Genomic DNA, 24,799 nt, shown 5'->3' with positions numbered 1-24,799 from the left:
GGCACGACGGTGGAAGGTGAACAGCGATGTCAGCTCTCCCGTCCGACCCCTCCTCCGCCGCCGACTCCGTGCCGGGGCAGGACGAGACCCATCACCGCGTGCGGCAGGTGCTCACCGCGGTGCTCGAGGAGCTGCGCGCCCGGCACCCCGGCCTGGGCGAGTTCCAGGACCACCGGCCCGCACGGGACCGCTCCTCGGGCGATTCCTGGCAGGGCCTGCAGACCCTCTGCCACGTCAGCGCGCTCCTGGTGGGCCGCGGCCTCCCGGATCCCGCCGAGGCCGCGGGCGTGATCGATGCCGTGCACCGTGCCGCGAGCGCCCACGGGCTGCACCCCCGCGCGGAGAACGCCGGGCGGGGGATGACCGTGGTGAGCTGGGCCGGCGAGGAGGGTGACCTGCTGGAGCTGGTCCTCGGGGTGCGCGTCGCCGTGCGCATGGTGAGCGCACCGTTCCTGCCCGGCTCCCTCGCCCCGGTGCCGAGCACCAGCCCCGCAGCGGTGCTCAGCCCCCGGACCCCGCCGCCGCGCCTGGTGCGGTGATCCTCGCGAGCGCGGCCAGCGGGATCGGCAGCCAGTCCGGGCGGTTCCGCGCCTCGTACAGCGCCTCGTAGACGGCCTTGTCGGCCTCGAAGGCCGCGAGCAGCACCTCCTGCTCCCTCCCGCCCCCGCCGGCCGCCGCGGTGTACCCGGCGTGCAGCGCGGCCCGGGCCCGGGCCGCCCAGGCCTCGGCGTCGGCGCCGTGCTGCAGGCGCACCGCGCCCGCGACGTAGTCGAGGCTGCGCAGCAGACCGGCCAGGTCCCGCAGCGGGCAGTCGGGCAGGGAGCGCTCGGCCAGCGGGCGCAGCGGCTCCCCCTCGAAGTCCAGCAGCACCCAGCCCCGTTGCGGCGAGGCCAGCACCTGCCCGAGATGGAGGTCGCCGTGCATGCGCTGCAGCGCCGGCCACGGCACGTCGCCCGCCGCCGCCAGCAGGTCCTCGAGCGCGTCGCGCTGCGCCGCGACCTGCGGGACCAGGGCGGCCGTCTCCGCCAGGCGCGTGCGCATCGCCGCCACCCGGTGGGCCACCTCCTCCGAGCCGGCGGCGACGGTGCCGAGCGCGGCGGCGAGGTCGCGGTGCACCTCGGCCACCGTCGCCCCCAGCGCCTCCATCGCCGCGGCGGGATCCTCGCCCGCCGTGGCCTCCCGCAGCGAGACCCGCCAGGCGTCCTCGACGCCCGGCAGGAACTCCTGGGCGCACAGCGCGTGGGTGCGGATCCCCGCCACCGCCAGCCGAGCGGCGCCCACCATCGCGGGCACGCGCGTGCTGCCGGCCGCGGTGAGGGCGCCCTGCAGCACGACGTCCGGGTTCTCCCCGTCCTGGAGCACCCGGAACAGCTTCACGATCAGCGGGGCACCGCCCTCGACCTCGAGGATCATCGAGGTGTTGGACTGCTCGCCGTCCAGCAGGCGGGTGCGCGGGATCCCCGCGGGTGCCGACGGGGGAGCGGGCGCCGACGGGGGAGCGGCGGCCAGGAGGTACGAGGACAGTCCCAGGCCGGGGCCGGCCGCGCCCTCCCCGGCGAGCAGCGGGGCCAGCAGCGCCGCACGGCCCTCCGTCGTGCGCAGCGCGTCCACGGCGCACAGCGGCCCGCCCGGTGCATCCACCACGCCGATCGGCTCGGCCTCGTCGGCGATTTCGGCCGCGCTCCGCTCCGCCTCCGCGCGGCGCAGCGCGAGCGGCACCTGGTAGAGCGTCTCGGTGCCGTCCGGGAGACGCACGGCGAGCACCACCTCGAGCGTGAGCTGCGCGGCGGCCAGGCGCAGCGGCGCCCAGCCGGCGATCGCCACCTGCGGCGTCCCGGCACCCTTGTGCGCGTACCAGCGCTGCGCGGGCAGCCAGAGGGCGAGGGCGCCCGTGAGCGCGTCCAGCACCTCGCCCGGCCCCGGCAGCAGCGAGAGGTCGAGGGCGTCCGCGTGCGGGGCGGAGACGTGCCGGGCGCGGCCGTCGTCGGCCGGGGCGTCGTCGCGGGGGCGGGGCCCGGGCCCCGAGGTGGCGTCCATCTGCTCAGAGTACGGTCGCGCCGCCTCCCGCACAGGCGCTCGCCGGGAACTCGCCGGGGGGATTGCTACCCTGGCCGCGTGCTCGAGCCGTCGCCGCGTCGCCTCCCTCGCGCGCGCGCCGGGACGCCGATCGCGCGCGTCGCGGCGCTGTGCGCGGCGGCGCTGCTCGCCCTGTCCACGGCGCTGCCGGCGGCGGCGCTCGGGGAGGACGGCCCCTTCGCCTTCCCGTCCCAGACCGAGACCCTGGAGATGGTGCCCGGGGCGGTCACCCGGATCCCGCTGCGCGCGCTGATCGAGGACGACCTCGAGGGCGAGGTGGACCTCGCCTCCGCCCGGCTCGCCGTCCCGCAGGATCTCGAGGACGCCGTGGCCTCCCGGATGCAGCCGGGCGAGGACTCCCGCAGCCTCGCCGTCTCGGGGGAGGGCACCTGGTCCCTGCTGGGCGAGGATCTGGTGTTCACCCCCGAGTACGGCGCCCAGGAGACGGTCACGCCGATCGCGCTGAGCGTGGGCGGGTTCCACGACAGCCGCTCGCTGCCGGTGGTGCTCACCCCCCGGATGCTCACGCTGGACGAGACGACCGCGCACGGCTCCGCCGGGGAGCCCACCACCCTCGACCTCGACGCGGTGGTGCCGGAGGGCGGTTCCTTGCGCCTGCAGCTCGCGGGCCTGCCCCCGGGCTCCACGATCGATGCCGCCGGGACCCGCGCCGTGGTCCCGGACCAGGGCGTGTGGCAGCTCGAGGGCGGCGGCACGCTCACCCACAGCCCCTCCGGCCCCGGGCTGGGCCGCCAGCTCGACTCCGTCCGCTACGTCGTCGAGGACGGGGAGGAGGCGGTGATCAGCGCCGGCAGGGTCACGCTCACCGTCCCCATCATCTCGGACCTCGACTGGTCCGCCCCCTACGGCGAGGACATCCTGTTCGTGGTGGGGGAGGGCCAGCAGTACGTGGACCCCACCACCCTGCGCCTGCAGCCGCAGGGGGACGCGAGCTCCTACGACGCCTCCACCGACGGCACCCGGGTGGTGGTCCACGGGCAGGGCACCTGGGTGCTGGACCGCTCGGCCGCCACGGTGCGCTTCACCCCGGAGGACGACCAGGTGCGCGAGACCGCGCCGATGGGCATCACCGGCGGCGACGGCGAGGGCGGGACCGCGGCGACCGCTCTGCTCAGCACCGCCTATCCGGTGCTGCACTCGCGGGTGCAGGCCGGAGCGCCGGGCGGCGAGATCAGCATCGACATGAGCGCGGGGATCCGCGACGTCAGCACCGACTCGCTGCGCTTCGACCCCGAGGCCGCCCCCGACGGCGCGGACCTCTCCGAGGACGGCACCGTCCTGGAGGTGCCCGGCGAGGGCACCTGGCGGATCGACCTCGCCACCAGCACCGTGGTGATGACACCCGAGGACGACCTCCGCGGCGCCGCGACCCCCGTGGGGGTGACCGCACGCGGCATCTACGCCGACAACCCCGTCGACTCGACCCTGCAGGTGATCGTCTCCTCCGTCATCGCCACCCCCCGCGACGACGAGGGCCGCACCGCCCCGGGCCGGCCGGTGACCGTGGATCCGCTGAGCAACGACACCGCCGGCAGCGGCGCACAGCCCCTGGTGCCCGAGAGCGTGAGGATCGGCTCGCTCTCGGCGACGAACCTCTCCGAGCTCGAGGACGGCCGCGGCACCCGCCTGCTGATCCCCGGCGAGGGCGAGTACACCGTGGGCGAGAACGGGGCGGTGACGTTCCAGCCGGAGGAGGGCTTCACCGGCCGCACCACCTCGATCACCTACGAGGTGAGCGACAGCGAGGGCGTGCCCGTGCACGCCTCCCTGACGATCGATGTGGACCCGGACGTCACCGCCGCCGAGGGGGCCGGCCCCGAGGTGAGCGGCATCAACAGCCTGCTGGTGGGCCTGATGCCCTCGGCGCCGGGCACCTCCGTTCTGTTCGCGACCGTGGTGCTGCTGCTCCTGTTCGGCGGCAGCATCTCGCTGTGGATCGGGCTGCGGATGGAGACCGATCGGCGCACCTGGGAGGACTGACCGGCAGGTGCCCCGGCGGCGGGGTCGTGGTGGCGCGGCGGCGGCGTGCGGCGGCCGGGCGCGGGCGGGATAGCCCCGGGCCCCGCGGTCAGCAGCCCTCGGGCAGCGCGACCGGCTCCTCCAGGGTCTCGGCGGCGGCCTCGGCGTCCCGCGGGCCGGTGAAGCCCTCGCCGAGCAGCAGCTGCACCGCGCTGCCCTCGACGTCCTCCTCGAACCGCAGCTGCGGGTCCTCGAACTGGGCGGCCAGGGACCGGGCGGCCAGGTAGCCGTCGGGCCCGTGCACGATCGTCACCGCACCGGAGTCCCGGCGGGTGTTGCCGGGATCGCCCGTCCCGTACCCGCGCTCGGCGAGCTGCTCGGTGACCTGGCCGGCCAGGCCGCTGCGGGTGGTGCCGTTGAGCACCGTCACGGTGACCTCCTCCGGGGGGAGGGGGAGGGAGTCCGGCGCGGGGCAGGTCATCTCCACCGGGGCGGCGCCGAAGGTCTTGGGCGCGATCTGCCCGGGATCGGCCGCGGGCTGGCGCAGCTCTCCCACGGCATACACGCCCACGGCGATCAGCGCCACCGCGAGCAGCGAGAAGATCGCCAGCTGCGTGGCGCGGAGTCGACGCGTGCGCCGCAGCCGACGGTCGCGGCGACGGACGTCGTCCGCCGAGCGTCCGTACGGGTGCGCGTCGTGGTGGGAGGTGGGCATCTCAGTCCAGCGGTCGGTAGCGGATGCCGAAGGCGTCCAGGCGCGGCAGGTGCGCGCGCAGACGCTCCTCGAACTCCTCCCAGCTCTGCGCGGGGGATCCCCAGGCGCGCTCGGCCAGCGCGCACATGCGCGGGAAGGCCATGTACTGCAGATGCTCGGGGGTGGGCATGTACTCGGTCCAGAGCTGCCCCTGGAGGCCGATCAGCAGCCGCTCCTCGTCCGTGCCGAGCTTCTTCGGGGAGAACGTGGCGGTGTACACGTCCTCGACGGTGGTGTGCCCGCCGATCGCGAGCGGCTCCTGGGAGGGATCGGCCTGGTAGTGGTCGAAGTAGGTGTGCTCGTTGTTGGCGATGACGGTGCGGAAGCCGCGGGAGGCGGACTCCTTCAGCCCGTTGCCGTGGCGCCAGTTCATCACCACGATGTCGTCGGGCACGTGGCTCTCGAGGACCTCGTCCCAGGCGATCACCTGCTTGCCCTTCTCCGCCAGGACGTCGGCGGCGAACTGCGTGAACCGTCCCTGGATCTCGGAGACCCGGGTGAGGCCCCACTCGTTCATGCGGGCGCGCGCCACCGAGGAGCGCTCCCACTCCGCGCGCGGGCACTCGTCCCCGCCGATGTGCACGTAGGGGGCGGGGAAGAGATCCGCCACCTGCGTGAGCACGTCCCGCAGGAAGTCGAAGACCTCGTCTGTCACGCCGAGGACGTGGTCGGAGATGCCCCACACCTCGCGCACGCCCAGCTGCTGCTCGGGGAAGTTGCCCAGCGAGGGGTAGGCGGCGATCGCTGCCTGCATGTGGCCGGGCAGGTCGATCTCCGGCACGATCATCACGCCGCGACGGCGGGCGTACTCCACGAGACCGGCCATCTCCTCCTGGGTGTAGGAGCCGCCGTGGGGGGTGCCGTCGAAGGTCCAGGACTGCTCGTCCTCGCTCATGTGGCCCACGAGGGTCTGCTCCCGCCAGGCGCCCACCTCGGTGAGCCGCGGGTAGCCCTTGATCTCCAGGCGCCAGCCCTGGTCGTCGGTGAGGTGCAGGTGCAGGACGTTCAGCCGGTGCAGGGCCATCGCGTCCACCAGCAGCTCGAGCTGGTCGAGGGGCACGAAGTGACGCGCCACGTCCACGTGCATGCCGCGCCACGCGTAGCGGGGGCTGTCGGAGATGGTCACGCACGGGATCGACCCGTCGGTCCCGGTGACGATCTGGGCGAAGGTGTTGCGGCCGTCCGCCAGGGCGGCCTCGCTGCCGGCCGTGAGCGCGGCGCCGGTGGGGGAGATCGACAGGGCGTACTCGGTGGGGGGCAGATCCTCGTTGAGGCCCACGGAGAGACCGTCCCAGGGGTCGCTCGTCTCCCAGGCGCCCTCCGACCACACGACGGAGCGGGGCAGCGGGACGAGGGCGAGAGGATCGGACATTGCTTCTCCTGGAGGGACGACGTCGACCGGTGCCCGTCCAGTCTGCCACGACGGGCCCCGCCGCCGTGCGCAGGCGCGGAAGCACCCCGCGGGGGCACCGGAGCGCCCCGCGGACGCACGGGAGCCCGGTCGGCGAGGCCGACCGGGCTCCCTCACGTCGCCCTGCTCCTTCCCGGTGACGCTGTCGCGTCGAGCAGGCCGCCGTGGTCTGACGTCCGTCGGTGCCGGACCCGGTGACGGGTCAGCGGTAGGTGACGAACACGTGCGGTGCGTTCCAGATGGAGCGCTCGACGACCTGCTGGCGCGAGCCGGAGGCGTCGATGATCTTCCCGTTGCCGATGTAGATGCCCATGTGGCCGTAGTCGTTGCCGGTGAAGGCCACGAGATCGCCGGGCTTCGCCTCGGACTGGGAGATGATCCGCCCGCCGAAGACGTAGCCCTTGGCCGTCTTGCGCGGGAGGGAGTGGCCGGACTGGTTGTACGCGTAGTGCACCAGGCCGGAGCAGTCGTACCCGGTGGAGGGGGACTCCCCGCCCCACGAGTAGCGCGCACCGATCTGCGTGCGGGCCGCGGCGATGATCGCGTTCCCGTCCACGGAGGTGCCGCTGCTGGTGGAGCCCCCGGTGCTCCCGCGGGAGCCGCCGGTGTCGCCGATGCGCACGTCGCTGTTCAGCGCGTTCCAGGTGCGGGAGCCCACCACGCCGTCCACGCCGATCCCGGCGGCGGACTGCAGGGCGCGGACCGCGCTGGCGGTGCCGCGGCCGAACACGCCGTCGACGGCGATCGAGGCGCCGGAGTCGTTGAGCGCGGACTGCAAGGACCTCACGGCGCTGCCGCGATCCCCCTGCCGCAGGAGCGCGGTGGTGGAGGGGCCCGAGGTCGACGGGGCCGACGAACCGGAGCTCCCGCCGATGCGGGCGTCCCCGGCGAGGGCCCTCCACGTCTTGGGGCCGACCACGCCGTCCACGCCGATCCCGGCGGCGGACTGCAGGGCGCGGACCGCGCCGGCAGTGCCGGAGCCGAACACGCCGTCGACGGCGATCGAGGCGCCGGAGTCGTTGAGCTGCTTCTGCAGGGTGGTCACGGCCGCACCGCGATCACCGCGCCGGAGCTTGGGATTCGTGGACGTGGAGGGAGCCGCGGGGGCGGAGGCCGCTCCCGTGAGCGCGCTCCAGGTGCGCGGACCCACCACGCCGTCCACGCCGATGCCGGCGGCGGACTGCTGCGCGCGCACGGCCCGCAGGGTGGAGGAGCCGAAGACCCCGTCGACCGCCAGCGAGGCGCCGTGGGCGTTCAGGCGCTGCTGGAGGTGCGTGACCGCGGCGCCGCGTGCGCCGAGGCGGAGCTTGGTCGCGGTGTACTGGGCCTGGGTCGCCGGGGCCGCGCTCGGGGCGGCCCCGTGCACGGTCCCGAACGCCGAGGCGGCGGGCGCCTGGGCGGTCGCGGAGGCGGCGCCGGTGAGCGCGGCGGTGGCGGAGACGGCGCCGATGACGGCGGCGCCCCCCACCCCCCGGCCCACCGGGGCGGTGAGCCCCCGGTAGTCGATGACGGCACGGCCGGGTGCCCGGTGCGTGCCTCGTGGAGCGGTGCGGAACATCGGTGGCGTTCACTTTCTCCGTCGCCTCGCCGGGCCCGGGACGGCACGGATGTCGCGCGCGCGGGACCTGCGCCCGTCACCCAGGGAAGCGGAGGAAGCGACCGGGCCGGTGACGGGGAGGCGGCAGCCCGGTGAGTGCGGCCTGAGCTGGGGCAGCACCGCCCGCCACTGTATGTGCACCGCGGGTGGGGCCCACAGGGGAGTTTGCCCGCGCTCACCGACGTCTTTGCCAAGATTTTGCGCTTTTTCGCGTTTTCCGGCCGCGTTCTCCGCGGCATTCGAATTCCGCTGTGATAATTACTCCGGTGTCATTCAGGGCGGTGCGGGCCGCGCTCCGGCGGTCGATCCGGCATGCTGCGGGCCGTGCCCCGGCGGTCGGTCCGACGTGCCGCGGGCCGGCGGTCGACCGGACGCGCCGCGGGCCGCGCGGAGGTGTCGGGCCCCGGGGGCGGCGTCGGGGGCAGGGAGAGGGGGCCGGGGCCGCAGGGCCGTGCATGGCGGAAGGGCCGCGGATCGCCTCGCGATCCACGGCCCTTCTCGAGAGTCGGGGTGACAGGATTTGAACCTGCGACCTTGCCGTCCCGAACGGCACGCGCTACCAAGCTGCGCCACACCCCGGTGATGCCTCGCCGGAGCGGGTCACCGAGCAGAAACTCTAGCAGGCCCGCGGCGGCTCACTCCCCTCGGGGAGGCCTCGGAGCCCGCAACGTGAGCAAGGTCGCCTCCGGAGGGGTGAACAGGCGGTAGTTCGAGTACGGGCTCGCCCCCATCCCGGCGCTCACGTGCAGGGGCACGCCCTGCCAGGTGGACAGGCCTCGGGCCTGCGAGCGGGGGAGGTCGCAGTTGGTCACGAGGGCGCCCACGCCCGGCAGGCGCAGCTGGCCGCCGTGGGTGTGCCCGGCGAGGAGCAGATCGGCACCATCGGCCACGAACGAGTCCAGCACCCGGCGGTACGGCGCGTGCGCCACGCCCAGGCGCAGCACGGCGCCGTGCGCCGGGGCCGGGGCGGCCTGCGGCGGCGGCATCTCGTCGAGCTCCAGGTGCGGATCGTCCACCCCCACCAGCTGCACCTCGAGGCCGCCCAGGTCGATGCGCGCCCGGGCGTTGGTGAGGTCCTTCCAGCCGTGCGCGGAGAGGCGCCGGGCGAGCTCGTGCACGGGGAGCGTGGGCTCCTTCGGCTCGGTCATGCCCTCCGGCCGCGGATCGGGCAGCAGATAGCGTGCGGGGTTCTTCGGCATCGGCGCGAACATGTCGTTCGAGCCCATCACGAACGCCCCCGGGCGCCGCAGCAGCGGCTCGATCGCCTCGGCGAGCACGGGGACCGCGGCGGCGGAGGCGATGTTGTCGCCGGTGTCGATCACGAGGTGCGGGCGCAGATGGGTGAGGTGCTCGAGGAAGGCGAGCTTGCGGGACTGGTCCGGCAGGAGGTGGACGTCGCTGAGGTGCAGCACCCGGATCGCGCGCGATCCCGGCGGCAGGATCCTCAGCTCCACCTCCCGCAGCGTGTAGCGGTGGATCTCCACGTGACGCGACCAGACGTGGGCGGCCGCGGCGGCGCCCAGCCCCAGGGCGCCCAGGGTGCCGGCGGCGGCGAGGGCGGGCCGCACCTCAGCTGCCCCCGGTGGACTGGCGGATGACCACGGTCTCGCCCTCGGGCAGGCGCGTGCCGGGCGCCGGGTCGGTGCCGATCACGTACCACTGGCCCACGTCGGTGCTGGTCTCCCGGCGCACCTCCACCTGGTAGCCGGCGGAGCTCACCGCGTCCTGCGCCTGACTGAGCACCATGCCCGAGACGTCCGGCACCACGCCGGGCTGCACCACCTCGGAGGAGACGGAGGCCGGCACCTCGGGGGCGGCGGGGAACGCCTCGCTGGGCAGGCCCTGGTGGACGCGGTTCATGTACTCCTGCCAGGTGGGCAGCGAGACGGTGTTGCCCCACACGCTGCCGCGGCGGAGCATCTGGCCGTCCACCGAGAAGCCGCCGGGGCGGACGTTGGCCTGCGGATGCCCGAACCACACCGCCGTGGACATCTGGCGGGTGAACCCGACGTACCAGGTGTGGAACTGGGAGCCCGAGGTGCCGGTCTTGCCGCCGGCGGGGTGGCCCTCGATGATCCGCCCCTTGCCGGTCGCCCTCGGGTCCTCGAGGTCCTGCTGGAGCGTCCAGGCGATGTCGTCGGCGACCTCCTTCTCGACCGCCTGGTGGCAGTCCGCCCCGGAGATCTCCATCGGGTCCCCGTTCCGGTCCACCACCTCGGTGATCGCCTGGGGCGAGCAGTAGGTGCCGCCCGCGGCGTAGGTGGCGTACGCGGCGGCCATGTCCAGCGCCGAGATCCGCAGCTCGCCGAGCACCAGCACGGCCGGCGCCAGCTCCGTGCCGTACATGTCCTCGATCGGCATGTCCCAGGTGGAGGAGTCGTACGGGTTGTAGGTCGCCGGCACCACGCCGATGTTGCGGGCCGTGGAGGCGATGTCGCACAGGTCGAGCTGGCGCGCCATGTCCGTGTAGCTGGTGTTGATCGAGAACTTGGTGGAGTTCAGCACCGTCTCCATCGGCGCGATCCGCACCGAGACCGCGTTGTCCGGGTTCCACGCCTCCGCGGAGCGCCAGCTGCCGCGGGACAGGCACGAGGCCGGGGCCTGGGAGATCGGGGTGCGCTCCGTGCTCACCCTGTCGTAGATCGACTTCCCGCTCTCCAGCCACTCCTGCAGCACGAACACCTTGAACGTGGAGCCCACGGGGAAGCCGGAGCTGCCGCCGAGCGCCTGCGACACGTTGTAGTTGATCGCGGTCTCGCCGGGGCTCACCTCGGCGTGGGGGTTGAACGAACGGTTCTCCGCCATCGTGACGATCTTGCCGGTGCCGGGCTCGACGGTGACGATCGAGTGCCCGAACCCGCTCTGCGAGTCCCCGGGGACCTTCCGCTGCAGGATGTCCACGGCCGCGGCCTGGGTCTCCGGGTCGAGGGTGGTGCGGATCGTGAGCCCGCCGCCGTAGAGCAGCTTGCGCCGCTCCTCATAGGTGGGGGCGAAGGCCGGGTCGTTCAGCAGCGTGCGGGTCACGTAGTCGCAGAAGAACCCGCTGGCGCCGGCGTCGGCGCAGCCGGCCCGCACGTTCTGGATCGTCAGCATGTCCTCGACCGGCTGCTCGGTGTACTCCTGGTACTCCTCATCGGAGATGAAGCCCTGGCCGCGCATGTCCGCGAGCACCTCGTTGCGCCGCTTCTGGCCCGCCTCGGGGTGCGCCACCGGGTCGTACTGGTTCGGGCCGTTGGTGATGCCGGCCAGCAGCGCGGCCTCGCCGGGATTGAGATCCACCGCGCTCTTGGAGAAGTAGTGCCGGGCACCGGTCTCGACCCCGTACTGCGAGGGGCCGAACTGCGCCACGTTGAGGTAGGCGTTGAGGATCTCGTCCTTGCTCCACCGCTTCTCCAGCGAGAGGGCGAGCTTCGCCTCGCGGAGCTTGCGGCCGTAGGTCTGCTCCGTCGCCTCGGCCTGGGCCTCCTGGTCGCCGCGCTGCACCGCGTCCATCAGCAGGGCGTTCTTCACGTACTGCTGGGTGAGGGTGGAGCCGCCCTGGGTGGCTCCCCCCGCGGCGTTGGAGGCGAAGGCGCGCAGCATGCCCTTGGGATCCACGCCGCCGTGCTCGTAGAAGCGGCGGTCCTCGACCGCGATCACCGCATTCTGCATGTGCGGGGAGATCTCCTCCAGCGGCACCATGATGCGGTTCTCGGTGTAGAAGGTGGCCAGCAGGGAGCCGTCCGCGGCCTCGATGCGGCTCGCCTCGTTCAGCGGCTCCACCTCCAGCTCGCTGGGGTAGGAGTCGAACAGCTCCACGCCGTCCTCGGCCACGGCGGAGCCCGCCGAGACCACCGGCAGGAAGAACGCGGCCAGCAGCACGCCGGCGAGCGCGGAGACGGCGAGCATCCCCAGCAGCAGGTAGACGGTCTGCAGCAGGGCGACGGGCAGGGAGCGACCGGAACTGGGCGCGGACGTGGTGCGGGCCATGCTCCCACAGTACGTCCAGTCCCGATCACGGACCATCACAGGATCGCCGAGGGCGCGGAATCTTCACCGGTTCGCGATCGCTCCGTGACCCGTCGGGAGCGGACGCGGCGTCGGCCGAGTCCTCGGAACGACGGCGTGTCCACCCCGACGCGGAGCAGCGCCGGGCGCGCCGCAGTGACCGCGTGGGGCAGGGAGCGCAGGCGCGGGTGGTCCACGATGGTCGACAGGCGGTTCAGCCGCCGGTGGAGTCCTCGCTGTGATGGTCGAGGTTCGAGACTCCGCGCTTCCAGTACCCGTCGACGTCGACCTGTTCCTTCGGGAGGCCGAGCTCGCGACGGAGATACCTGCGGATCGGCGTCAGCGCGGTCGCCTCCCCGGCGACGAACACGAAGATGTACTCGTCGGGGGAGATGTCGACAGTGCGGAGGGCAGTCTCCAGCGCCGAGGAGTGTGCTGGCGAGATCGGCGCGGTGTCGCGGTGCACCCAGCGCAGGTCCAGGTCGAGGCCGTCCGCGGCGTCGAGGGGCTGCTCTTCTGCGGCGTCGGCCACTTCGATCACTGCGGTCATGTGCGATCCCGCAGGGGCTTCCTCGATGAACCGGGCGACAGCGGGGAGCGCCGTCTCATCGCCAGCAACGACGTAGCGCGGGTAGTCGAGCGGGTGGAGCACATGGCCTCGCGGGCCCAACTGGCCCAGCACGTCGCCGGGGCGGGCCCTGCTGGCCCACCTGCCGGCCGTTCCGTGATCGTGCAGGACGAAGTCGATCATCAGCTCGCTGCGGAGCGGATCGACGGCTCGGACGGTGTAGTCCCGGAAGATCGGCGCACCGGAGCCGTCGGGGTACTCCCAGCCGCGATCGGTGACGACGGGAAGGACGAGCTCTCCGGTGCGCGGGTCGGGGAAGAACAGCTTCACGTGGTCGGTGGGGGCGAAGTCCCGGAACGGGAACTCGGTGCCGAGGTTCGCTGCGGTGAACACGATGCGGCGGTACGCCGGGGTGATCGTCTCCACGCGCACCACGTGGAGCAGACGTCGGCCGAGGACGGGCAGGAGTTCGATCCGCGTCGTCCCGGAGCGCTCGCTCCGGTCCGCAGATGAGGTCGTCGGGGTCATGGGTGGGGCTCCTGTCGTGAGCGGAAGGGGGCGGGATCCGGGAGGTCGGGGAGGAGTCCGAGGTCGCGAAGCAGGGGCATCAATGCGGTGCACACGAGCTCTGCCGAGCGCCAGGAGCCGATCGGGAAGGCGATGAAGCCGTCGATCGTGCCCTCTGCCGCGCGAGCGGAGATCGCGCGCGCCGCGTCTTCGGCCGTTCCGATCACGGACCAGTGAGGTCCGCCCGGCGGGCGTCCGGGGGCGCCGATCGCGAGCGTGTGCGCGATCTCCGCGGCCTGGGCTCGTGTGTCGGCGAGCAGCAGGCTCAGACCGGGCAGCAGCCGGGGAGGTTCCGGACGGGCCGCTGCGGCGGCCTCCCGATGGAGCGCGCTGCGCAGCGCGGTGCCGGTCTCGGCGGAGACGGCGGCGGCGAACATCGCCTCCGCACGCCGCCCCGCGAAGGAGATCGTTGGCGCACCCCCGCCGGCGACGAACAGCGGCAGGCGGTGTGGGGCCGCCGTCGCTCCCGCAGTCGGGACGGGCAGAGGAAGAGGTCCGGCGACCCGGAAGTTCGCACCGACGTGATCGCTGGGCCGGACCCGGTCGAGAGCGACGAGTCGGCCGCTGTCGCGGTCGCAGACCATCGCCGAGGCAGGGAATCCGGCGCGAAGGGATTCCACCGCGTCGACGAGCTCTTCGGCACGCCGCCACCGTGACGCGGAATCGGGCAGGCGGGAGACCGAGAACTGTTCGTCCCCGGAGCGGGAGGTCACGACGTTCCAGCCTATGCGCCCCGGCGCGAGGTGCTCGAGCGAGACCAGCTGCCGGGCGAGGGGGTACGGCTCGGTGAACGTCGCGGAGACTGTCGGGACGAGCGTGATCCGCTCCGTGGCGAGGGCGAGCCGGGCAGTCTGCACGATCGGATCGAGGCCGAGCTGAGCAGGGTCGCCGCCGACGCTCGCCAGCGGCAGCGTCAGGGCGTCCGGCCGGAACGCGACATCGAACCCGGCATGCTCGGCCAGCTGGATCGCCTCGAGGATCGGCGCGCCCGAGAAGAGCTCCTCGACGCGTGAGTCGCTCCGTCGCCACGCCGGTCCCCGCATCCAGGTGGGAGCGCTCGAGAACCCTGTCAGAAGCGTCATGCATCCACCTCCGCGGGGGCGGTCACGGGCGCGATCGGCACGATCATCGGCGTGCCCGTCACAGGATGCGGTTGGACCAGTGCGTCCACGCCGAATGCCTCGGCGACCAGCTCCGTCGTCATGATCTCGGCGGGAGCGCCGCTGGCGAGGACCCGTCCTTCGCGCATCACGACCAGGTGATCCGCGTACCGGCACGCCTGGTCGAGGTCATGGAGGACGAGGACCACGGTGCGTGCCTCCTCGCGGTTCAGTCGTCGGCACAGTTCGAGGACCTCGAGCTGGTGCGCGATGTCGAGGTACGTCGTGGGCTCGTCGAGCAGCATCACCGGGGTCTGCTGGGCCAGCAGCATGGCGATCCAGGCGCGCTGGCGCTGCCCGCCGGAGAGCTCATCGAGCACGCGGTCGCGCAGCACTTCCACACCTGTCGCCCGCATCGCGGCGGCCACCGCCTCGGCATCCGCCTTCGACCACTGCTGCAGCAGCCGCTGATGGGGGTATCGGCCCCGCGCGACCAGCTCGGCGACGGTGACCCCTCCGGGCGCGGTCGCGGCCTGCGGCAGGAAGCCGATCCGGCGAGCGAGCGCCTTGGGGCCGATGTCGCGCACGTCCCTGCCTCCGAGCAGCACGCGACCGGCGGCGGGGGTGAGCAGCCGCGCCAGCCCGCGCAGCAGCGTCGACTTCCCGCAGGCATTCGCGCCCAGCACGACGGTGATACGCCCCTCGGGGAGCATCAGGTCGAGGCCGTCCACGATCGTGCGCTGGTCGTAGCGCAACGTGAGACTCCTGGCCATGAGCGAATCGGGCATCACTGCCACCCCTTTCCTTCCGCCGAGCCACGGCTCGGCAACAACAGCCACACCAGGTACAGCCCGCCGATGACGCCCGTCATGCGGCCGACGGGGACCGAGAACGTCACCGGCAGCAGCTGGGTCGCGAGATCGGCGAGCATCAGCAGCACGGCACCCATCGACGCGCCGCCGACCAACGGCGGGGCGGCGGAACGGAGCAGGCGCCGCACCAGCTGCGGCGCGGCCAGCGCGATGAACGCGATCGGCCCGACGGCGGCGGTCGCCAGCGCGGCGAGTGCGACGGCGCACGCCACCAGGAGCAGTCGCGTGCGCTCGACCCGCACGCCGAGCTGCTCGGCGACGTCGTCGCCGAGCTCCATCAGGCTCGCTCGGCGCGAGAGCGCGAGTGCGAGCGGGAGCACGAGCGCCGTGCCGACCAGCACGGGAGCGGCATGGCTCCACCGACGGGCGTCGAGCGATCCCGAGAGCCACAGGTTCGCCTGGGCCGAGGTGTCGATCGTCCCGCGGACCAGCAGCAGGCCGTTGAGGGCCGAGGCGATGGCGCCGATGCCGATGCCGACGAGGATCATCTGACGACCGGACATGCCCCCGCCGCTGCGGGCGAGCAGGAGCACCAGCGCCGCGGTGACGGTGCCGCCCGCGATGGTGCCGAGCGCGACCTGGGTCGGCTGGCCGCCGAAGAGCACGATCTGCACCAGGGCACCGGTGGCCGCACCGGTGGTGAACCCGATGACGTCGGGCGAGCCGAGCGCGTTGCGGGCGAGAGACTGGAACAGCGCACCCGAGACGCCGAGGGCGGCGCCCGCGCCCAGCGCGCTGAGCACGCGCGGCAGGCGCACCCCGCGCACAGCACGCACGGCGGTCGGATCCTCAGCACCCCCGAGGAGGGCCCCCGGGACGGTCCCGAGCGGCACCGGCAGACTCCCGACGGTCATCGCGGCCGCCGCGGAGATCAGGGCGAGTGCGATGAGCACGATCGTGATGACCACGGTGCGGGGTCGCACGAGAACGGACACCGCGCCGATGCGCAGCACGCGTCGTCCGTCCGGCGGTCGGGTCGCCAGCGTGCCCCTCACAGCGGTGCCACCCGTCGACGGCGCACGAGGGCGACGAAGAAGGGGCCGCCGAGGAGGGCGACCATGATGCCGACGCCGACCTCCCCGGGAGGTGCGACGACGCGGCCCAGGGTGTCCGCGACGAGCACGAGCGTTGCGCCGAGCGCCATCGCCACGGGCAGCATGCGGTGGTGCGCGGAGCCGACGAGCAGGCGGGCGACGTGCGGGGCGGTGAGGCCGACGAACGCGATCGGTCCGGCACTCGCGGTCGCCCCGCCGGCCAGGAGCACCACGGCGAGCCCGGCCGTCGGCCAGACGAGGGCGGGACGCGCCCCGAGGGCGCGGGAGGCCTCGGGCCCTAGCGCGGTCGCGTCGAGCGCACGGCACAGCAGCGAGGCGAGCACGAGGCCGAGGGAGAGGAGGACGGCCGCCGGCGGCAGGACGTCGAGATCGCGGCCCGCCAGCGAGCCCACGGCCCAGGCGCGATACCGGTCGAAGATCTGCTCGTCTCCGTTGATGATGACGATCTGGGCGAGGGCGCCGAGCACCACCGAGAGGGCCGCGCCGGCCAGGACGAGGCGCACCGGATCGGAACCCCGCCGGACGCCGCCGAGCAGGATGACGAGCGCACCGGCCGCGGCGGCCCCGAGGAGGGCTGCCCCGAAATATGCGAAGGGAGTGACGATCCCGGCCAGCGCGACGGCCACGGCGACGGCGACGGCAGCCCCCGCGTTCACGCCGAGGAGGCCGGGCTCGGCGATCGGATTGCGCGTGAGCGACTGCATGACGACGCCGGCCGCGCCGAGCGCGGCGCCCACCAGCACGGCGAGCGCGGCGCGCGGCAGGCGCCGGTTCACCAGTAGCAGATGCGCGTCGTCGCGGGCGTCGAAGGCCGTCAGTGCCCGCCAGAGGTCGTCGGGCGCGAGCATGCGGACCCCCACCAGCGAGCTCAGCACCACCAGCGCGGTGACGATCGTGCCCGTGACGGCGAGCACGATGGCGAAGCGGCGGCGGCCGGTGAGCGGGGTCCGCGGCGTGACGCCGTCGGAGTCGACGGCGGGGCGGAGAGGGGTCGGAACGATGACAGCCATGGTGGTCCCGCGGCGACCGCCCGCTCCGTGAGGAGCGGGCGGCCGGCCGTGGTCAGGAGAACAGCGCTCGCACGTGCTCGACGACCTCGGTCGAGCTGTAGGGATCCATGCGGAACGAGTTGCGGCCCAACCCGTACACCTGGCCGGCGGCGACCGCGGGGACGTTGGCCAGCACCGGGTCCTCCGCGAAGCCCTGCGCCGTCTCGTCATCGGCGGAGAGGATGAACGTCGTCTCGCTGGTCAGCTCCAGCAGGTTCTCGTAGGTCGCCCACACGAAGTCGGCACGCTCCTGCGCCTGGGTGTGCCAGGAGGGGTCGGGGTCCTCGAGGGTGAAGCCGAGGGACTCCAGGAGGTCGGCGTGGGAGCCGCCGCCCCGGGCGATCGGGTTGTCCTGCCCGGGTCCGTTGAACGAGATGATGTTGGCGGTGCCCTCCGGCACGGAGATCGCTCCTGCCACGTCGGTCACCAGCGCGTCGAACTCGTCGATCGTCCGCTGCGCCTCGGTCTCGAGCCCGGTGGCGCGCCCCAGCTCGAGTGCCAGCTCCTGCCAGGTCTGCGCGCCGTAGTCGATGACCACCGTGGGGGCGACCGACTGCAGGTCCGTGACCTGATCGGTGAGGGCGCCCCGACCGCTCGTGACGACGATGATCAGGTCCGGGTCGCTCGCCATGACCGCTTCGAGGTCGAACTCGCCGACGCTCCACAGGTTGGTGAGGCCCCGCTCCTCAGCGATGTCGGCCCACTGGTCGAACCAGACGCCGCCGACCTGCGAGCCGCTCGCCACGACCGGTGCGTTCATCGCCAGTAGCGTGCCTGTCACCGAGACCGAGGTGGCGACGATGCGACGGGGCTGGCGCGGGATCTCGGTGCTCGTGCCGTCGGCGTTCTCGACGGTCCGGGGCCACTGACCGGTCGCAGTCGTCGAGTCCTCCGGAGCCGTGGCCTCGCCCGCCGGGGCGGAGCAGCTCGTGGAGGCGAACGCGGCGGTCAGGGCGAGTCCGATCGCGGCGAGGGTACGTCGGCGCACCGGTGTATGGGTGGTCATGAGGCCTTCCTTCGTCCCGCCGGTGCAGGGCCGGCGAGCGGTCGTCAGTGATCTCGGGGTGGTCTGCGGCATCGTCGGCGCCGAGCCCGGGGGCTCATCAGGTAAGGCTAGGATCGCCTAACCTGATTCCGTGCACCCAGATCGGCTGATCGTTGTCATCGCTCCCCGAGTTCGACCACCAGGTACTGCCCGTGGTGCCGACGCACACCCGTCTCCGCGCAGGGGCGCCGGTGGTGCTCTGGGTTGCCGGAGGGACCGCAGAGGCGACCGTCGGCTCGCGGCGTCGGGAGCTCGGAGCGGGTGACGCACTGTGGATCCCAGGAGGCCAGGGCGCCTCGGTGCGCGGTGCGAGGGGGGCCTGTGTGCTCCCGATCAGGGTGCGGGACGCCGACCGGGCGGCGGGCCCCTCGATGCCGTTCACCGCGCACGTGCCCCCGCCCCTGTCCGACGCGATGCTCGCGGCCTTCACCCGCAGTCTCGGCGTGCTGAGCGGCGGTGGTGTCCGCGCCGCCGCCATCCTCGCTCTGATCCGGCAGGGCGGCCCGCGGATCCACCCGCCCTCCATGCCGCGTTCGGAGGCCCTGCGACGGATCGCCGAGACGCTGCTGGCCGACCCCTCGCGCCCAGTGCAGGATGTCTGCACGATGCACGGTGTCGGCGAGAGCATGCTCGCCCGCGGATTCCGGGCGGAGACCGGATGGACGCCCCAGCGATGGAGGGCGCGTCACGAGCTCTCGCGGGCAGCCGAGCGCATCGTGCGTGAGGGCAGCGTCGCCGCGGGGGCTGCGAGGACGGTGTACAGCAGTCCGCAGGCGTTCGCTCGCGCGTTTCGGCGCGAGTGGGGGATCGCCCCCGGGCATCTGCTCGGCCGTGACGCCGCACGGTCTGGTGCCCCGGTTGCGCCGCGGCCGCCGGCCTCGCGGACGGATGCTCACGCGTGGCCGACTCCCGCGGCAACCGGAGCCCTGCCGGAGGGTGGCATGGGCAAGCCTCCCGGCCGCCGCGCTGCGACCATCGATCTTCAGTGCTCTCCGTACCACGTGGTCCTCTGGGTGGTCGGCGGGTCCGCGACCCTCGCGGTCGATGGCCGCGAGATGGCGGTGGCGGCGGACGAGCTCGCATGCCTTCCTGCGGGTCGGGACGTCTCGCTGCGTGCGGGCGCGGAATCGTCGGTGCTGCCCGTCGGGTGGCTTCCGGGGGGAATCGACATGGCCGGAGGCGCGATCGCGCGCCTCGGGCCCGAGGCACGCGAGGCGTTGATCCGACTGTCCGCGTGGACGTATGCCGGGGTGGAGCCGTCCGGCATCGATGATCCGCGCCGGGCGCTACAGCGGGCGCTGGGGCTGGCAGAGTTCGCCGAGGTGCCCGCCGCTGTGGTCGATGCGACCTATGCACTCCTTCGGCGCCTCGCCCGCAACCCCCGGGATCATCGCCCTGTCGACGTCCTCGCCGCTGAGGTCGAGATCGATCCTGCCGCACTGCGCCGAGCCGTCGAGGTGCTCACCGGCAGCCCCCTGCCGGTGTGGCGCACACGCCTCCGCATGGCCTGGGCGCGGAGGATGCTGCGCGACGGCGCCCGGCCCTCGCAGGTGGCTCGCGGACTCGGCTACGCGGACGCCGCTGGCTTCAGCCGTGCGTTCACGCGCGTCCACGGCCGGCCGCCGACCGCCTTCCGCGCCGTCGAGACCAGCGCTGTGCCGCCCTGAGGCGGCGCAGTGCGAAGAGGTGCCGAGCGGTCCCGCAACCGGTGGGGAGGTGACACCGGTCTGAAGGCAGCTTTCGTGCCCCGATGCCTCGCTTTGCACTGTGGCAGAAGTCTCCTTACAGTGTGTGCGTCAACGGATCAACGTCGATCCGGGATTCGGAAGGGGATGTACATGACCATCGGGACTTCTCCCACCACCACGGACTCCAGCTGGGCGACGCGCGGTGCCTGCGTGACCATGGAGCCGGACGGATTCTTCGTGCAGGGTGCCGAGCAGCACGCCGTGAAGGTCGCCTGCGGGGCGTGCCCGGTGCGCACCGAGTGTCTGGCCGACGCACTGGACAACCGCGTCGACTTCGGGGTGTGGGGCGGAATGACCGAGCGGGAGCGCCGTCGGCTGCTGCGCCAGCATCCCGATGTCAGCGACTGGTGGAGCGCGCTGCGCCGCGCCGAGAAGCAGGCCGTCGGCAGCTGAGCGCCGCGCGCGCGACCGGCCGTGCCGGCGACCGCGCATCCCGCACGGCGCACCGGTAGGCTCCTGCCATGACGACTCGCTGGGAATACCTCACCGTGCCTCTGCTGATCCACGCCACCAAGCAGATCCTCGACAACTACGGCGAGGAGGGCTGGGAGCTGGTCCAGGTGGTGCCGGGCCCGAACCCGGAGAACCTGGTCGCCTACCTCAAGCGCCCCGTCGGCGAGGCCTGAGCCGATGACCGCCGCCCCTGGGAGCACCCGCGTGCGCGCTCGTCTCGACGCGCTCGGCCTCACCCTGCCCACCGTGGCCGCACCGGTCGCCGCCTACGTGCCCGCGGTGGCCACCGGTGTGCACGTGCACACCTCCGGCCAGCTGCCCTTCGTGGACGGCGCCCTGCCGCGCACCGGCAAGGTGGGTGCCGAGGTCACCCAGGAGCAGGCCGCCGAGCTCGCCGCGACCTGCTGCCTCAACGCCCTCGCGGCGATCGAGGCGCTGGTGGGGGATCTCGACCGGATCGTCCGCGTCGTCAAGCTCACCGGATACGTCGCCTCGGATCCCGCCTTCACCGCCCAGCCGGCCGTGATCAACGGCGCCAGCACCCTGCTCGGGGAGGTCTTCGGCGAGGCGGGCACCCATGCGCGCGCCGCCGTGGGCGTGGCGGTGCTGCCCCTCGACGCCCCGGTGGAGCTGGACCTGCTGGTGGAGCTCGACGGCCCCGCCGCCCCGCACTCCGCCTGAGCCCGCGGTGGACGAGCACGCCCCGCAGCGGGACCCCGAGGCGCCCCCGGTCGAGCTGATCGCGGTGCGGGCCCACAACCCCGGGCCGATGACGCTCAGCGGCACCAACAGCTACGTGCTGCGCGACGGGGACCGGGTGTGGGTGGTGGACCCCGGCCCCCGGGACCCGGAGCACCTCGCCGAGCTGCTGCTGCGCTGCGGGCCCGACGCCCACCCCCAGGGCGTGCTCGTCACGCACCGCCACCTCGACCACACCGCCGGTGCCGCCACCCTCGCCCGGCAGCTCTCCGCGCGCAGCGGCCTCGAGGTGCCGCTGTGGGCCGCGGACCAGGAGGCGGTGCCCGGCTCCCGCCCGCTGCCGGCCACCCTCGAGGGTGCGCACGGCACCGTGGGGCACATCGTCCACCTGCCCGGCCACACCTCCGACTCCGTGGCCGTGCTGGTGGACGGCGGGCGGCTGCTCGCCGGGGACACCCTGCTGGGCGGCTCCTCCACGGTGATCATGCCGCATCACAACGGCTCCCTCTCCGACTACCTGCAGTCGCTGGCGATCCTGCGCGCGATGACGCTCGACGGCCGCATCGGCTCGCTGCATCCCGGCCACGGCGAGCCCTTCGACACCCCCACCGCCGTGCTCGCCGCGCTCGAGCAGAGCATCGCCCACCGCCGCGAACGGATCGAGGAGGTGCGTCGCGCGCGTCGCGCCGGCGTGCTCACGATGGATCGCCTGCTCCGCGCCGTCTACGGCACCGAGCTGTCCCCGGAGCTCGAGGAGCCCGCGCGCTGGAACCTGCGCGCGGCGCTCGACCACCTCGCGGCCGAGGGCTGAGCGCCGCCGCGTCGCGTCCGCCGCCGCCCGCCGGTCCCGACCGGGCCCCACTCCGCGGTGCCGCCGGACGCGGCCGCGATCATCCCGCGGGACGACAGAGCCCCGGCCCCCGTCCGTGGACGGAGAGCCGGGGCTCCGGTGCGTCGGGCGGGCGTCTGCCGGGCGCAGTGCTCAGCGGGCGCGGCGGCGCAGACGCTCCACGTCGGCGATGAGGACCGCGCGGGCCTCCAGCCGAATCCAGCCGCGGGAGGCGAAGTCCGCCAGGGCCTTGTTCACGGTCTCGCGGGAGGCGCCCACCAGCTGGGCGAGCTCCTCCTGGGTGAGGCCGTGGGCCACCATCACGCCGTCGTCCGTCTGCCGACCGAAGCGCTGGGCCAGGTCGAGCACGTTCTTGGCCACACGGCCGGGCACGTCGGCGAACACCAGGTCCGCGAGGGACTCGTTGGTCTTGCGCAGGCGGCGGGCGAGCGAGGCGAGCAGGTGGCGCCCCACCTCGGGACGCTGCGCGAGGACCCGGTACAGGTCCTGCTGCGAGAGGGAGTAGAGAGTGGTCTCGGCGACCACGGTGGCGGTCGCGTTGCGCGGCGCCGGATCGAACAGCGAGAGCTCACCCAGGGTCTCGCCGGGGCCGAGCACCGCGAGCAGGTTCTCGCGGCCGTCGCCCGAGGCGTGGCCCACCTTCACCTTGCCCGAGCCGATGATGAACAGCCTGTCGCCGGGATCCCCCTCGCGGAAGACGATGGCGCTGCGGTGGTAGTCCTCCTGCTTCATCGACGCCAGCACGGCCTGCTTGCCGTCCTCGTCGAGCGCAGCGAACAGCGGTGATGACCGTACGATGTTCTCGTCCACGGAACCTCCTGGGTGTGGGGCCCCGAACCTCGGGACCGTGCTGTGCTACTCCTGTGGCGGGCGCCACGAAGAGCGGTGGCACCTGTCACATGATGGTCAAACACTACCGTGCCGAGGGCCTGCGGTCCCGTGACGCGGCGGAGGAGGAGGTGTGGAGATGTCGGAGCGATCCTCCCGGGCCGGTGCCGGGATCGTCCCGGAGGGCCCGGCGCCGGCGGGCGAGGTCGCCGCACGGCTGGCCGAGCACTACGCCGACGCGCGCACCGAGCTCGATCACCGTGACGCCTTCGAGCTCCTGGTCGCGACCGTGCTCTCCGCCCAGACCACCGACGTGCGGGTCAATCTGATCACGCCCGAGCTGTTCTCCCGCTGGCCCTATCCCGCCGCGCTCGCCGCCGCCGAGGAGGCCGCGGTCGCGGAGGTGGTGCGGCCGCTGGGGATGGGTCCCACCCGGGCGCGTCGGCTGAGGGCGCTCGCGCAGGGACTGCTGGCGCAGCACGGCGGCGTGGTCCCTGACGACCAGGACGCGCTCGAGGCCCTGCCCGGCGTGGGGCGCAAGACCGCCCACGTGGTGCGCGGAGCCTGGTTCGGGCGCTCGCTGCTGGCCGTCGACACCCACGTGGGTCGTCTCGCCCGGCGCCTCGGCTGGAGCGCCGCGACCGCGCCGCGCGCCGTGGAGGAGGACGTGGTGGCGCGGGTGGAGGCCGACTGCACCGGTGCCGCCGCGGAGGATCTCACCGTGCTGGGGCTGCGCCTGATCCTCCACGGTCGGCGGGTGTGCACCGCCCGGGCGCCCCGCTGCGAGGGCTGCGTGCTGGCGGATCTGTGCCCGCGGGAGGGGGTGGACGCACGGTGAGCGCCGACCCCGGTCCCCACCGGCCGCTGCCCGAGGGGGCGCGCTTCCTCGCCCCGCTCGCCGCGCGGGCGCGCCGCGGCGACGTGCTGCTGCGCCGCGAGCCCGATCCGCGCGACCCCCGGCGCGCCCCGGGGGAGGGGCCGCCGCGGCGCAGCGCCGTGCTGATCCACGTGGCGGGCACCGCGCTGGACCGCGCCGCGCTGGTGCTGGAGGAGCGCGGTCACGCCCTGCGCTCCCAGCCCGGCCAGTTCTCCCTGCCCGGCGGCAAGCAGGACGCGAGCGACCGCGACGACGTGCACACCGCGCTGCGGGAGGCGCAGGAGGAGACGGGCCTGGACCCGCGGGACGTCGAGGTGCTGGGCGCCTTCGCGCCGATCCCCATGCCGTGGCGGCGGCAGCTGGTCACCCCGGTGCTGAGCTGGTCCCCGCAGATGCCGCCGCTGGGCGTGCAGGACCCGATCGAGGTGGAGAGGGTGGTGCTCGCCCCGCTGCACGGGCCCGGCTCCCTCACCGATCCGGCGCACCAGCAGCGCGGTCTGCTGCGCGGCGTCGACGTGGGGCCCGTGTACGACCTCCCGCAGGACGCCCTGGTGTGGGGGTTCACCGCGATGATCCTGGAGAAGGTGCTCACCGGCCTGGGCCTGGACCCGGTGGCGCCCACCGCGCCGGTGCGCGAGATCCCGGCCGAGCGCCGACGCTGACCCGGTGCGCGGCAGGGGTCGCCGCCCCGTGCCGCGGCCGCCGCGGTGTCCGTGGTCACGACCGGGGAATCCGCTCGCCCTGCAGCCGGGCGCGCACGATAGACTCGAGTGCTGCCGGACGGTCTCCGGCAGCCCCACGGGGTGAGCGCGGAGCGACCGGCACGGATGCTCCCACGGCGCCCCGCGACCACTACTCGCGGACCGATGAGAAGCAGACAAGGAATGGGATCCAGGTGCCACGCGGCAAGGTGAAGTTCTACGACGCCGAGAAGGGCTTCGGCTTCATCCTCGATGAGGAGGACGGCCAGAGCGTCTACGTGCACGCCACGAACCTGCCCGACGGGGTCACCACCCTGCGCCCGGGGGCACGCGTGGAGTTCGACATGGTGGACGGCCGCCGCGGCCCCCAGGTGCTCTCCCTGCAGATGCTCGAGGCGGCACCCTCGGTGAGCCGTGCCCGGCGCCAGAAGCCCGACGAGATGGCGGGCATGGTCGAGGACCTGATCCGCCTGCTCGACGACGCCTCCAACGGCCTGCGCCAGGGCCGCTACCCCGATCGCGGGCACTCCCAGAAGATCGCCACCGTCCTCCGTGCCGTCGCCGACAACTTCGAGGCCTGAC

23 protein-coding genes and 1 tRNA gene are annotated in these 24,799 nt (G+C 73.7%); 10 read left to right on the top strand and 14 right to left on the bottom strand.

The features are described 5' to 3' along the window. Nucleotides 1-26: 26 nt before the first annotated feature. Complete coding sequence (locus DWV08_RS10880) at nucleotides 27-539, top strand: hypothetical protein (RefSeq protein ID WP_115413808.1); 513 nt, start codon at nucleotides 27-29, stop codon at nucleotides 537-539. Here DWV08_RS10880 and DWV08_RS10875 read toward each other — a convergent pair. Continuing rightward, the gene (locus tag DWV08_RS10875; RefSeq protein ID WP_162801550.1) at nucleotides 502-2,037 is read right to left on the bottom strand and encodes a maltokinase N-terminal cap-like domain-containing protein; all 1,536 of its coding nucleotides are present in this window, start codon (nucleotides 2,035-2,037) and stop codon (nucleotides 502-504) included. The two genes, DWV08_RS10880 and DWV08_RS10875, sit on opposite strands and share 38 nt — an antisense overlap. A gap of 78 nt (nucleotides 2,038-2,115) precedes the next feature. Here DWV08_RS10875 and DWV08_RS10870 point away from each other — a divergent pair, with 78 nt between their 5' ends. Next, on the top strand, nucleotides 2,116-4,077 hold the full coding sequence (locus DWV08_RS10870) for an Ig-like domain-containing protein (RefSeq protein ID WP_115413807.1): 1,962 nt from the start codon (nucleotides 2,116-2,118) through the stop codon (nucleotides 4,075-4,077). Between the two features lie 88 nt (nucleotides 4,078-4,165). Here the strand turns inward: DWV08_RS10870 and DWV08_RS10865 are convergent, their stop codons facing one another. From DWV08_RS10865 to fepB, 12 genes are all read right to left on the bottom strand, one after another. Further along, nucleotides 4,166-4,771 (bottom strand): LytR C-terminal domain-containing protein, encoded by a 606-nt coding sequence (locus tag DWV08_RS10865; protein ID WP_115413805.1) that lies wholly within the window; start codon nucleotides 4,769-4,771, stop codon nucleotides 4,166-4,168. A 1-nt stretch (nucleotide 4,772) separates the two neighbouring features. Next, a complete protein-coding gene (locus DWV08_RS10860; protein ID WP_115413804.1) occupies nucleotides 4,773-6,182 on the bottom strand; it encodes a beta-N-acetylhexosaminidase in 1,410 nt (469 codons plus the stop codon). A gap of 241 nt (nucleotides 6,183-6,423) precedes the next feature. After that, nucleotides 6,424-7,779 (bottom strand): C40 family peptidase, encoded by a 1,356-nt coding sequence (locus DWV08_RS10855; RefSeq protein WP_115413802.1) that lies wholly within the window; start codon nucleotides 7,777-7,779, stop codon nucleotides 6,424-6,426. A 544-nt stretch (nucleotides 7,780-8,323) separates the two neighbouring features. Next, nucleotides 8,324-8,397 (bottom strand) — tRNA-Pro (locus DWV08_RS10850). Nucleotides 8,398-8,453: 56 nt separating this feature from the next. Further along, entirely contained in the window at nucleotides 8,454-9,386 is a 933-nt protein-coding gene (locus DWV08_RS10845; protein WP_115413800.1) for a metallophosphoesterase, read from the bottom strand. Nucleotide 9,387: 1 nt separating this feature from the next. After that, a complete protein-coding gene (locus DWV08_RS10840) occupies nucleotides 9,388-11,787 on the bottom strand; it encodes a penicillin-binding protein (RefSeq protein ID WP_162801549.1) in 2,400 nt (799 codons plus the stop codon). 232 nt (nucleotides 11,788-12,019) lie between these two features. Further along, nucleotides 12,020-12,901 carry a siderophore-interacting protein gene (locus DWV08_RS10835; RefSeq protein WP_115413797.1) on the bottom strand — a complete coding sequence of 294 codons (882 nt, stop codon included), beginning with the start codon at nucleotides 12,899-12,901 and terminating at the stop codon, nucleotides 12,020-12,022. Further along, on the bottom strand, nucleotides 12,898-14,022 hold the full coding sequence (locus tag DWV08_RS10830) for an LLM class flavin-dependent oxidoreductase (protein WP_115413796.1): 1,125 nt from the start codon (nucleotides 14,020-14,022) through the stop codon (nucleotides 12,898-12,900). The genes DWV08_RS10835 and DWV08_RS10830 overlap by 4 nt, the downstream gene beginning before the upstream one ends. Next, nucleotides 14,019-14,828: an ABC transporter ATP-binding protein gene (locus DWV08_RS10825; protein WP_115413794.1), complete on the bottom strand. Its 810-nt coding sequence runs from the start codon at nucleotides 14,826-14,828 to the stop codon at nucleotides 14,019-14,021. Before DWV08_RS10825 ends, DWV08_RS10830 begins: the two co-directional genes overlap by 4 nt. Next, nucleotides 14,828-15,865 carry a FecCD family ABC transporter permease gene (locus DWV08_RS10820; RefSeq protein ID WP_115413792.1) on the bottom strand — a complete coding sequence of 346 codons (1,038 nt, stop codon included), beginning with the start codon at nucleotides 15,863-15,865 and terminating at the stop codon, nucleotides 14,828-14,830. The genes DWV08_RS10825 and DWV08_RS10820 overlap by 1 nt, the downstream gene beginning before the upstream one ends. 38 nt (nucleotides 15,866-15,903) lie before the next feature. Beyond that, the gene (locus DWV08_RS10815) at nucleotides 15,904-16,977 is read right to left on the bottom strand and encodes a FecCD family ABC transporter permease (RefSeq protein ID WP_115413791.1); all 1,074 of its coding nucleotides are present in this window, start codon (nucleotides 16,975-16,977) and stop codon (nucleotides 15,904-15,906) included. 52 nt (nucleotides 16,978-17,029) lie between these two features. Continuing rightward, entirely contained in the window at nucleotides 17,030-18,022 is a 993-nt protein-coding gene (gene fepB / locus DWV08_RS10810) for a Fe2+-enterobactin ABC transporter substrate-binding protein (protein WP_115413790.1), read from the bottom strand. A 410-nt stretch (nucleotides 18,023-18,432) separates the two neighbouring features. Here fepB and DWV08_RS10805 point away from each other — a divergent pair, with 410 nt between their 5' ends. The 5 genes from DWV08_RS10805 to DWV08_RS10785 all read left to right on the top strand — a co-directional run bounded on the left by DWV08_RS10805 (nucleotide 18,433) and on the right by DWV08_RS10785 (nucleotide 21,772). Further along, nucleotides 18,433-19,728, top strand: coding sequence for a helix-turn-helix domain-containing protein (locus DWV08_RS10805; protein ID WP_127097470.1), 1,296 nt, complete (start codon nucleotides 18,433-18,435; stop codon nucleotides 19,726-19,728). A 171-nt stretch (nucleotides 19,729-19,899) separates the two neighbouring features. After that, on the top strand, nucleotides 19,900-20,202 hold the full coding sequence (locus tag DWV08_RS10800; RefSeq protein ID WP_115414994.1) for a WhiB family transcriptional regulator: 303 nt from the start codon (nucleotides 19,900-19,902) through the stop codon (nucleotides 20,200-20,202). A 68-nt stretch (nucleotides 20,203-20,270) separates the two neighbouring features. Further along, entirely contained in the window at nucleotides 20,271-20,435 is a 165-nt protein-coding gene (gene sp36 / locus DWV08_RS10795; protein WP_115413788.1) for a Sp36 family protein, read from the top strand. 4 nt (nucleotides 20,436-20,439) lie between these two features. Further along, the gene (locus DWV08_RS10790; protein WP_115413787.1) at nucleotides 20,440-20,943 is read left to right on the top strand and encodes a RidA family protein; all 504 of its coding nucleotides are present in this window, start codon (nucleotides 20,440-20,442) and stop codon (nucleotides 20,941-20,943) included. Between the two features lie 7 nt (nucleotides 20,944-20,950). Further along, on the top strand, nucleotides 20,951-21,772 hold the full coding sequence (locus DWV08_RS10785; RefSeq protein WP_115413786.1) for an MBL fold metallo-hydrolase: 822 nt from the start codon (nucleotides 20,951-20,953) through the stop codon (nucleotides 21,770-21,772). Between the two features lie 171 nt (nucleotides 21,773-21,943). Here DWV08_RS10785 and DWV08_RS10780 read toward each other — a convergent pair whose 3' ends face one another. Beyond that, nucleotides 21,944-22,621 carry a Crp/Fnr family transcriptional regulator gene (locus DWV08_RS10780; RefSeq protein ID WP_115413785.1) on the bottom strand — a complete coding sequence of 226 codons (678 nt, stop codon included), beginning with the start codon at nucleotides 22,619-22,621 and terminating at the stop codon, nucleotides 21,944-21,946. A 157-nt stretch (nucleotides 22,622-22,778) separates the two neighbouring features. On the opposite strand from DWV08_RS10780, the gene DWV08_RS10775 reads away from it, so the two are divergent. The 3 genes from DWV08_RS10775 (at nucleotide 22,779) to DWV08_RS10765 (ending at nucleotide 24,798) form a co-directional block, all read left to right on the top strand. After that, entirely contained in the window at nucleotides 22,779-23,477 is a 699-nt protein-coding gene (locus DWV08_RS10775; protein ID WP_115414993.1) for an endonuclease III domain-containing protein, read from the top strand. Continuing rightward, entirely contained in the window at nucleotides 23,474-24,178 is a 705-nt protein-coding gene (locus DWV08_RS10770; protein ID WP_115413784.1) for an NUDIX hydrolase, read from the top strand. The genes DWV08_RS10775 and DWV08_RS10770 overlap by 4 nt, the downstream gene beginning before the upstream one ends. A 233-nt stretch (nucleotides 24,179-24,411) precedes the next feature. After that, on the top strand, nucleotides 24,412-24,798 hold the full coding sequence (locus tag DWV08_RS10765; protein ID WP_115413783.1) for a cold-shock protein: 387 nt from the start codon (nucleotides 24,412-24,414) through the stop codon (nucleotides 24,796-24,798). Nucleotide 24,799: the final 1 nt, after the last annotated feature.

Source organism: Brachybacterium saurashtrense (genome assembly GCF_003355475.1).
Lineage (GTDB): Bacteria > Actinomycetota > Actinomycetes > Actinomycetales > Dermabacteraceae > Brachybacterium > Brachybacterium saurashtrense.
This window is presented reverse-complemented; position numbering and strand designations above follow the sequence as displayed.

Bases quoted from the DNA above. Each gene is read 5' to 3' on its own strand.
- DWV08_RS10880 (WP_115413808.1), top strand. From the start codon at position 27: ATGTCAGCTCTCCCGTCCGACCCCTCCTCCGCCGCCGACTCCGTGCCG.
- DWV08_RS10875 (WP_162801550.1), bottom strand. From the start codon at position 2,037: ATGGACGCCACCTCGGGGCCCGGGCCCCGCCCCCGCGACGACGCCCCG.
- DWV08_RS10865 (WP_115413805.1), bottom strand. From the start codon at position 4,771: ATGCCCACCTCCCACCACGACGCGCACCCGTACGGACGCTCGGCGGAC.
- DWV08_RS10860 (WP_115413804.1), bottom strand. From the start codon at position 6,182: ATGTCCGATCCTCTCGCCCTCGTCCCGCTGCCCCGCTCCGTCGTGTGG.
- DWV08_RS10855 (WP_115413802.1), bottom strand. From the start codon at position 7,779: ATGTTCCGCACCGCTCCACGAGGCACGCACCGGGCACCCGGCCGTGCC.
- DWV08_RS10840 (WP_162801549.1), bottom strand. From the start codon at position 11,787: ATGGCCCGCACCACGTCCGCGCCCAGTTCCGGTCGCTCCCTGCCCGTC.
- DWV08_RS10835 (WP_115413797.1), bottom strand. From the start codon at position 12,901: ATGACCCCGACGACCTCATCTGCGGACCGGAGCGAGCGCTCCGGGACG.
- DWV08_RS10830 (WP_115413796.1), bottom strand. From the start codon at position 14,022: ATGACGCTTCTGACAGGGTTCTCGAGCGCTCCCACCTGGATGCGGGGA.
- DWV08_RS10825 (WP_115413794.1), bottom strand. From the start codon at position 14,828: ATGCCCGATTCGCTCATGGCCAGGAGTCTCACGTTGCGCTACGACCAG.
- DWV08_RS10815 (WP_115413791.1), bottom strand. From the start codon at position 16,977: ATGGCTGTCATCGTTCCGACCCCTCTCCGCCCCGCCGTCGACTCCGAC.
- fepB (WP_115413790.1), bottom strand. From the start codon at position 18,022: ATGACCACCCATACACCGGTGCGCCGACGTACCCTCGCCGCGATCGGA.
- DWV08_RS10805 (WP_127097470.1), top strand. From the start codon at position 18,433: ATGCCGTTCACCGCGCACGTGCCCCCGCCCCTGTCCGACGCGATGCTC.
- DWV08_RS10800 (WP_115414994.1), top strand. From the start codon at position 19,900: ATGACCATCGGGACTTCTCCCACCACCACGGACTCCAGCTGGGCGACG.
- sp36 (WP_115413788.1), top strand. From the start codon at position 20,271: ATGACGACTCGCTGGGAATACCTCACCGTGCCTCTGCTGATCCACGCC.
- DWV08_RS10790 (WP_115413787.1), top strand. From the start codon at position 20,440: ATGACCGCCGCCCCTGGGAGCACCCGCGTGCGCGCTCGTCTCGACGCG.
- DWV08_RS10775 (WP_115414993.1), top strand. From the start codon at position 22,779: ATGTCGGAGCGATCCTCCCGGGCCGGTGCCGGGATCGTCCCGGAGGGC.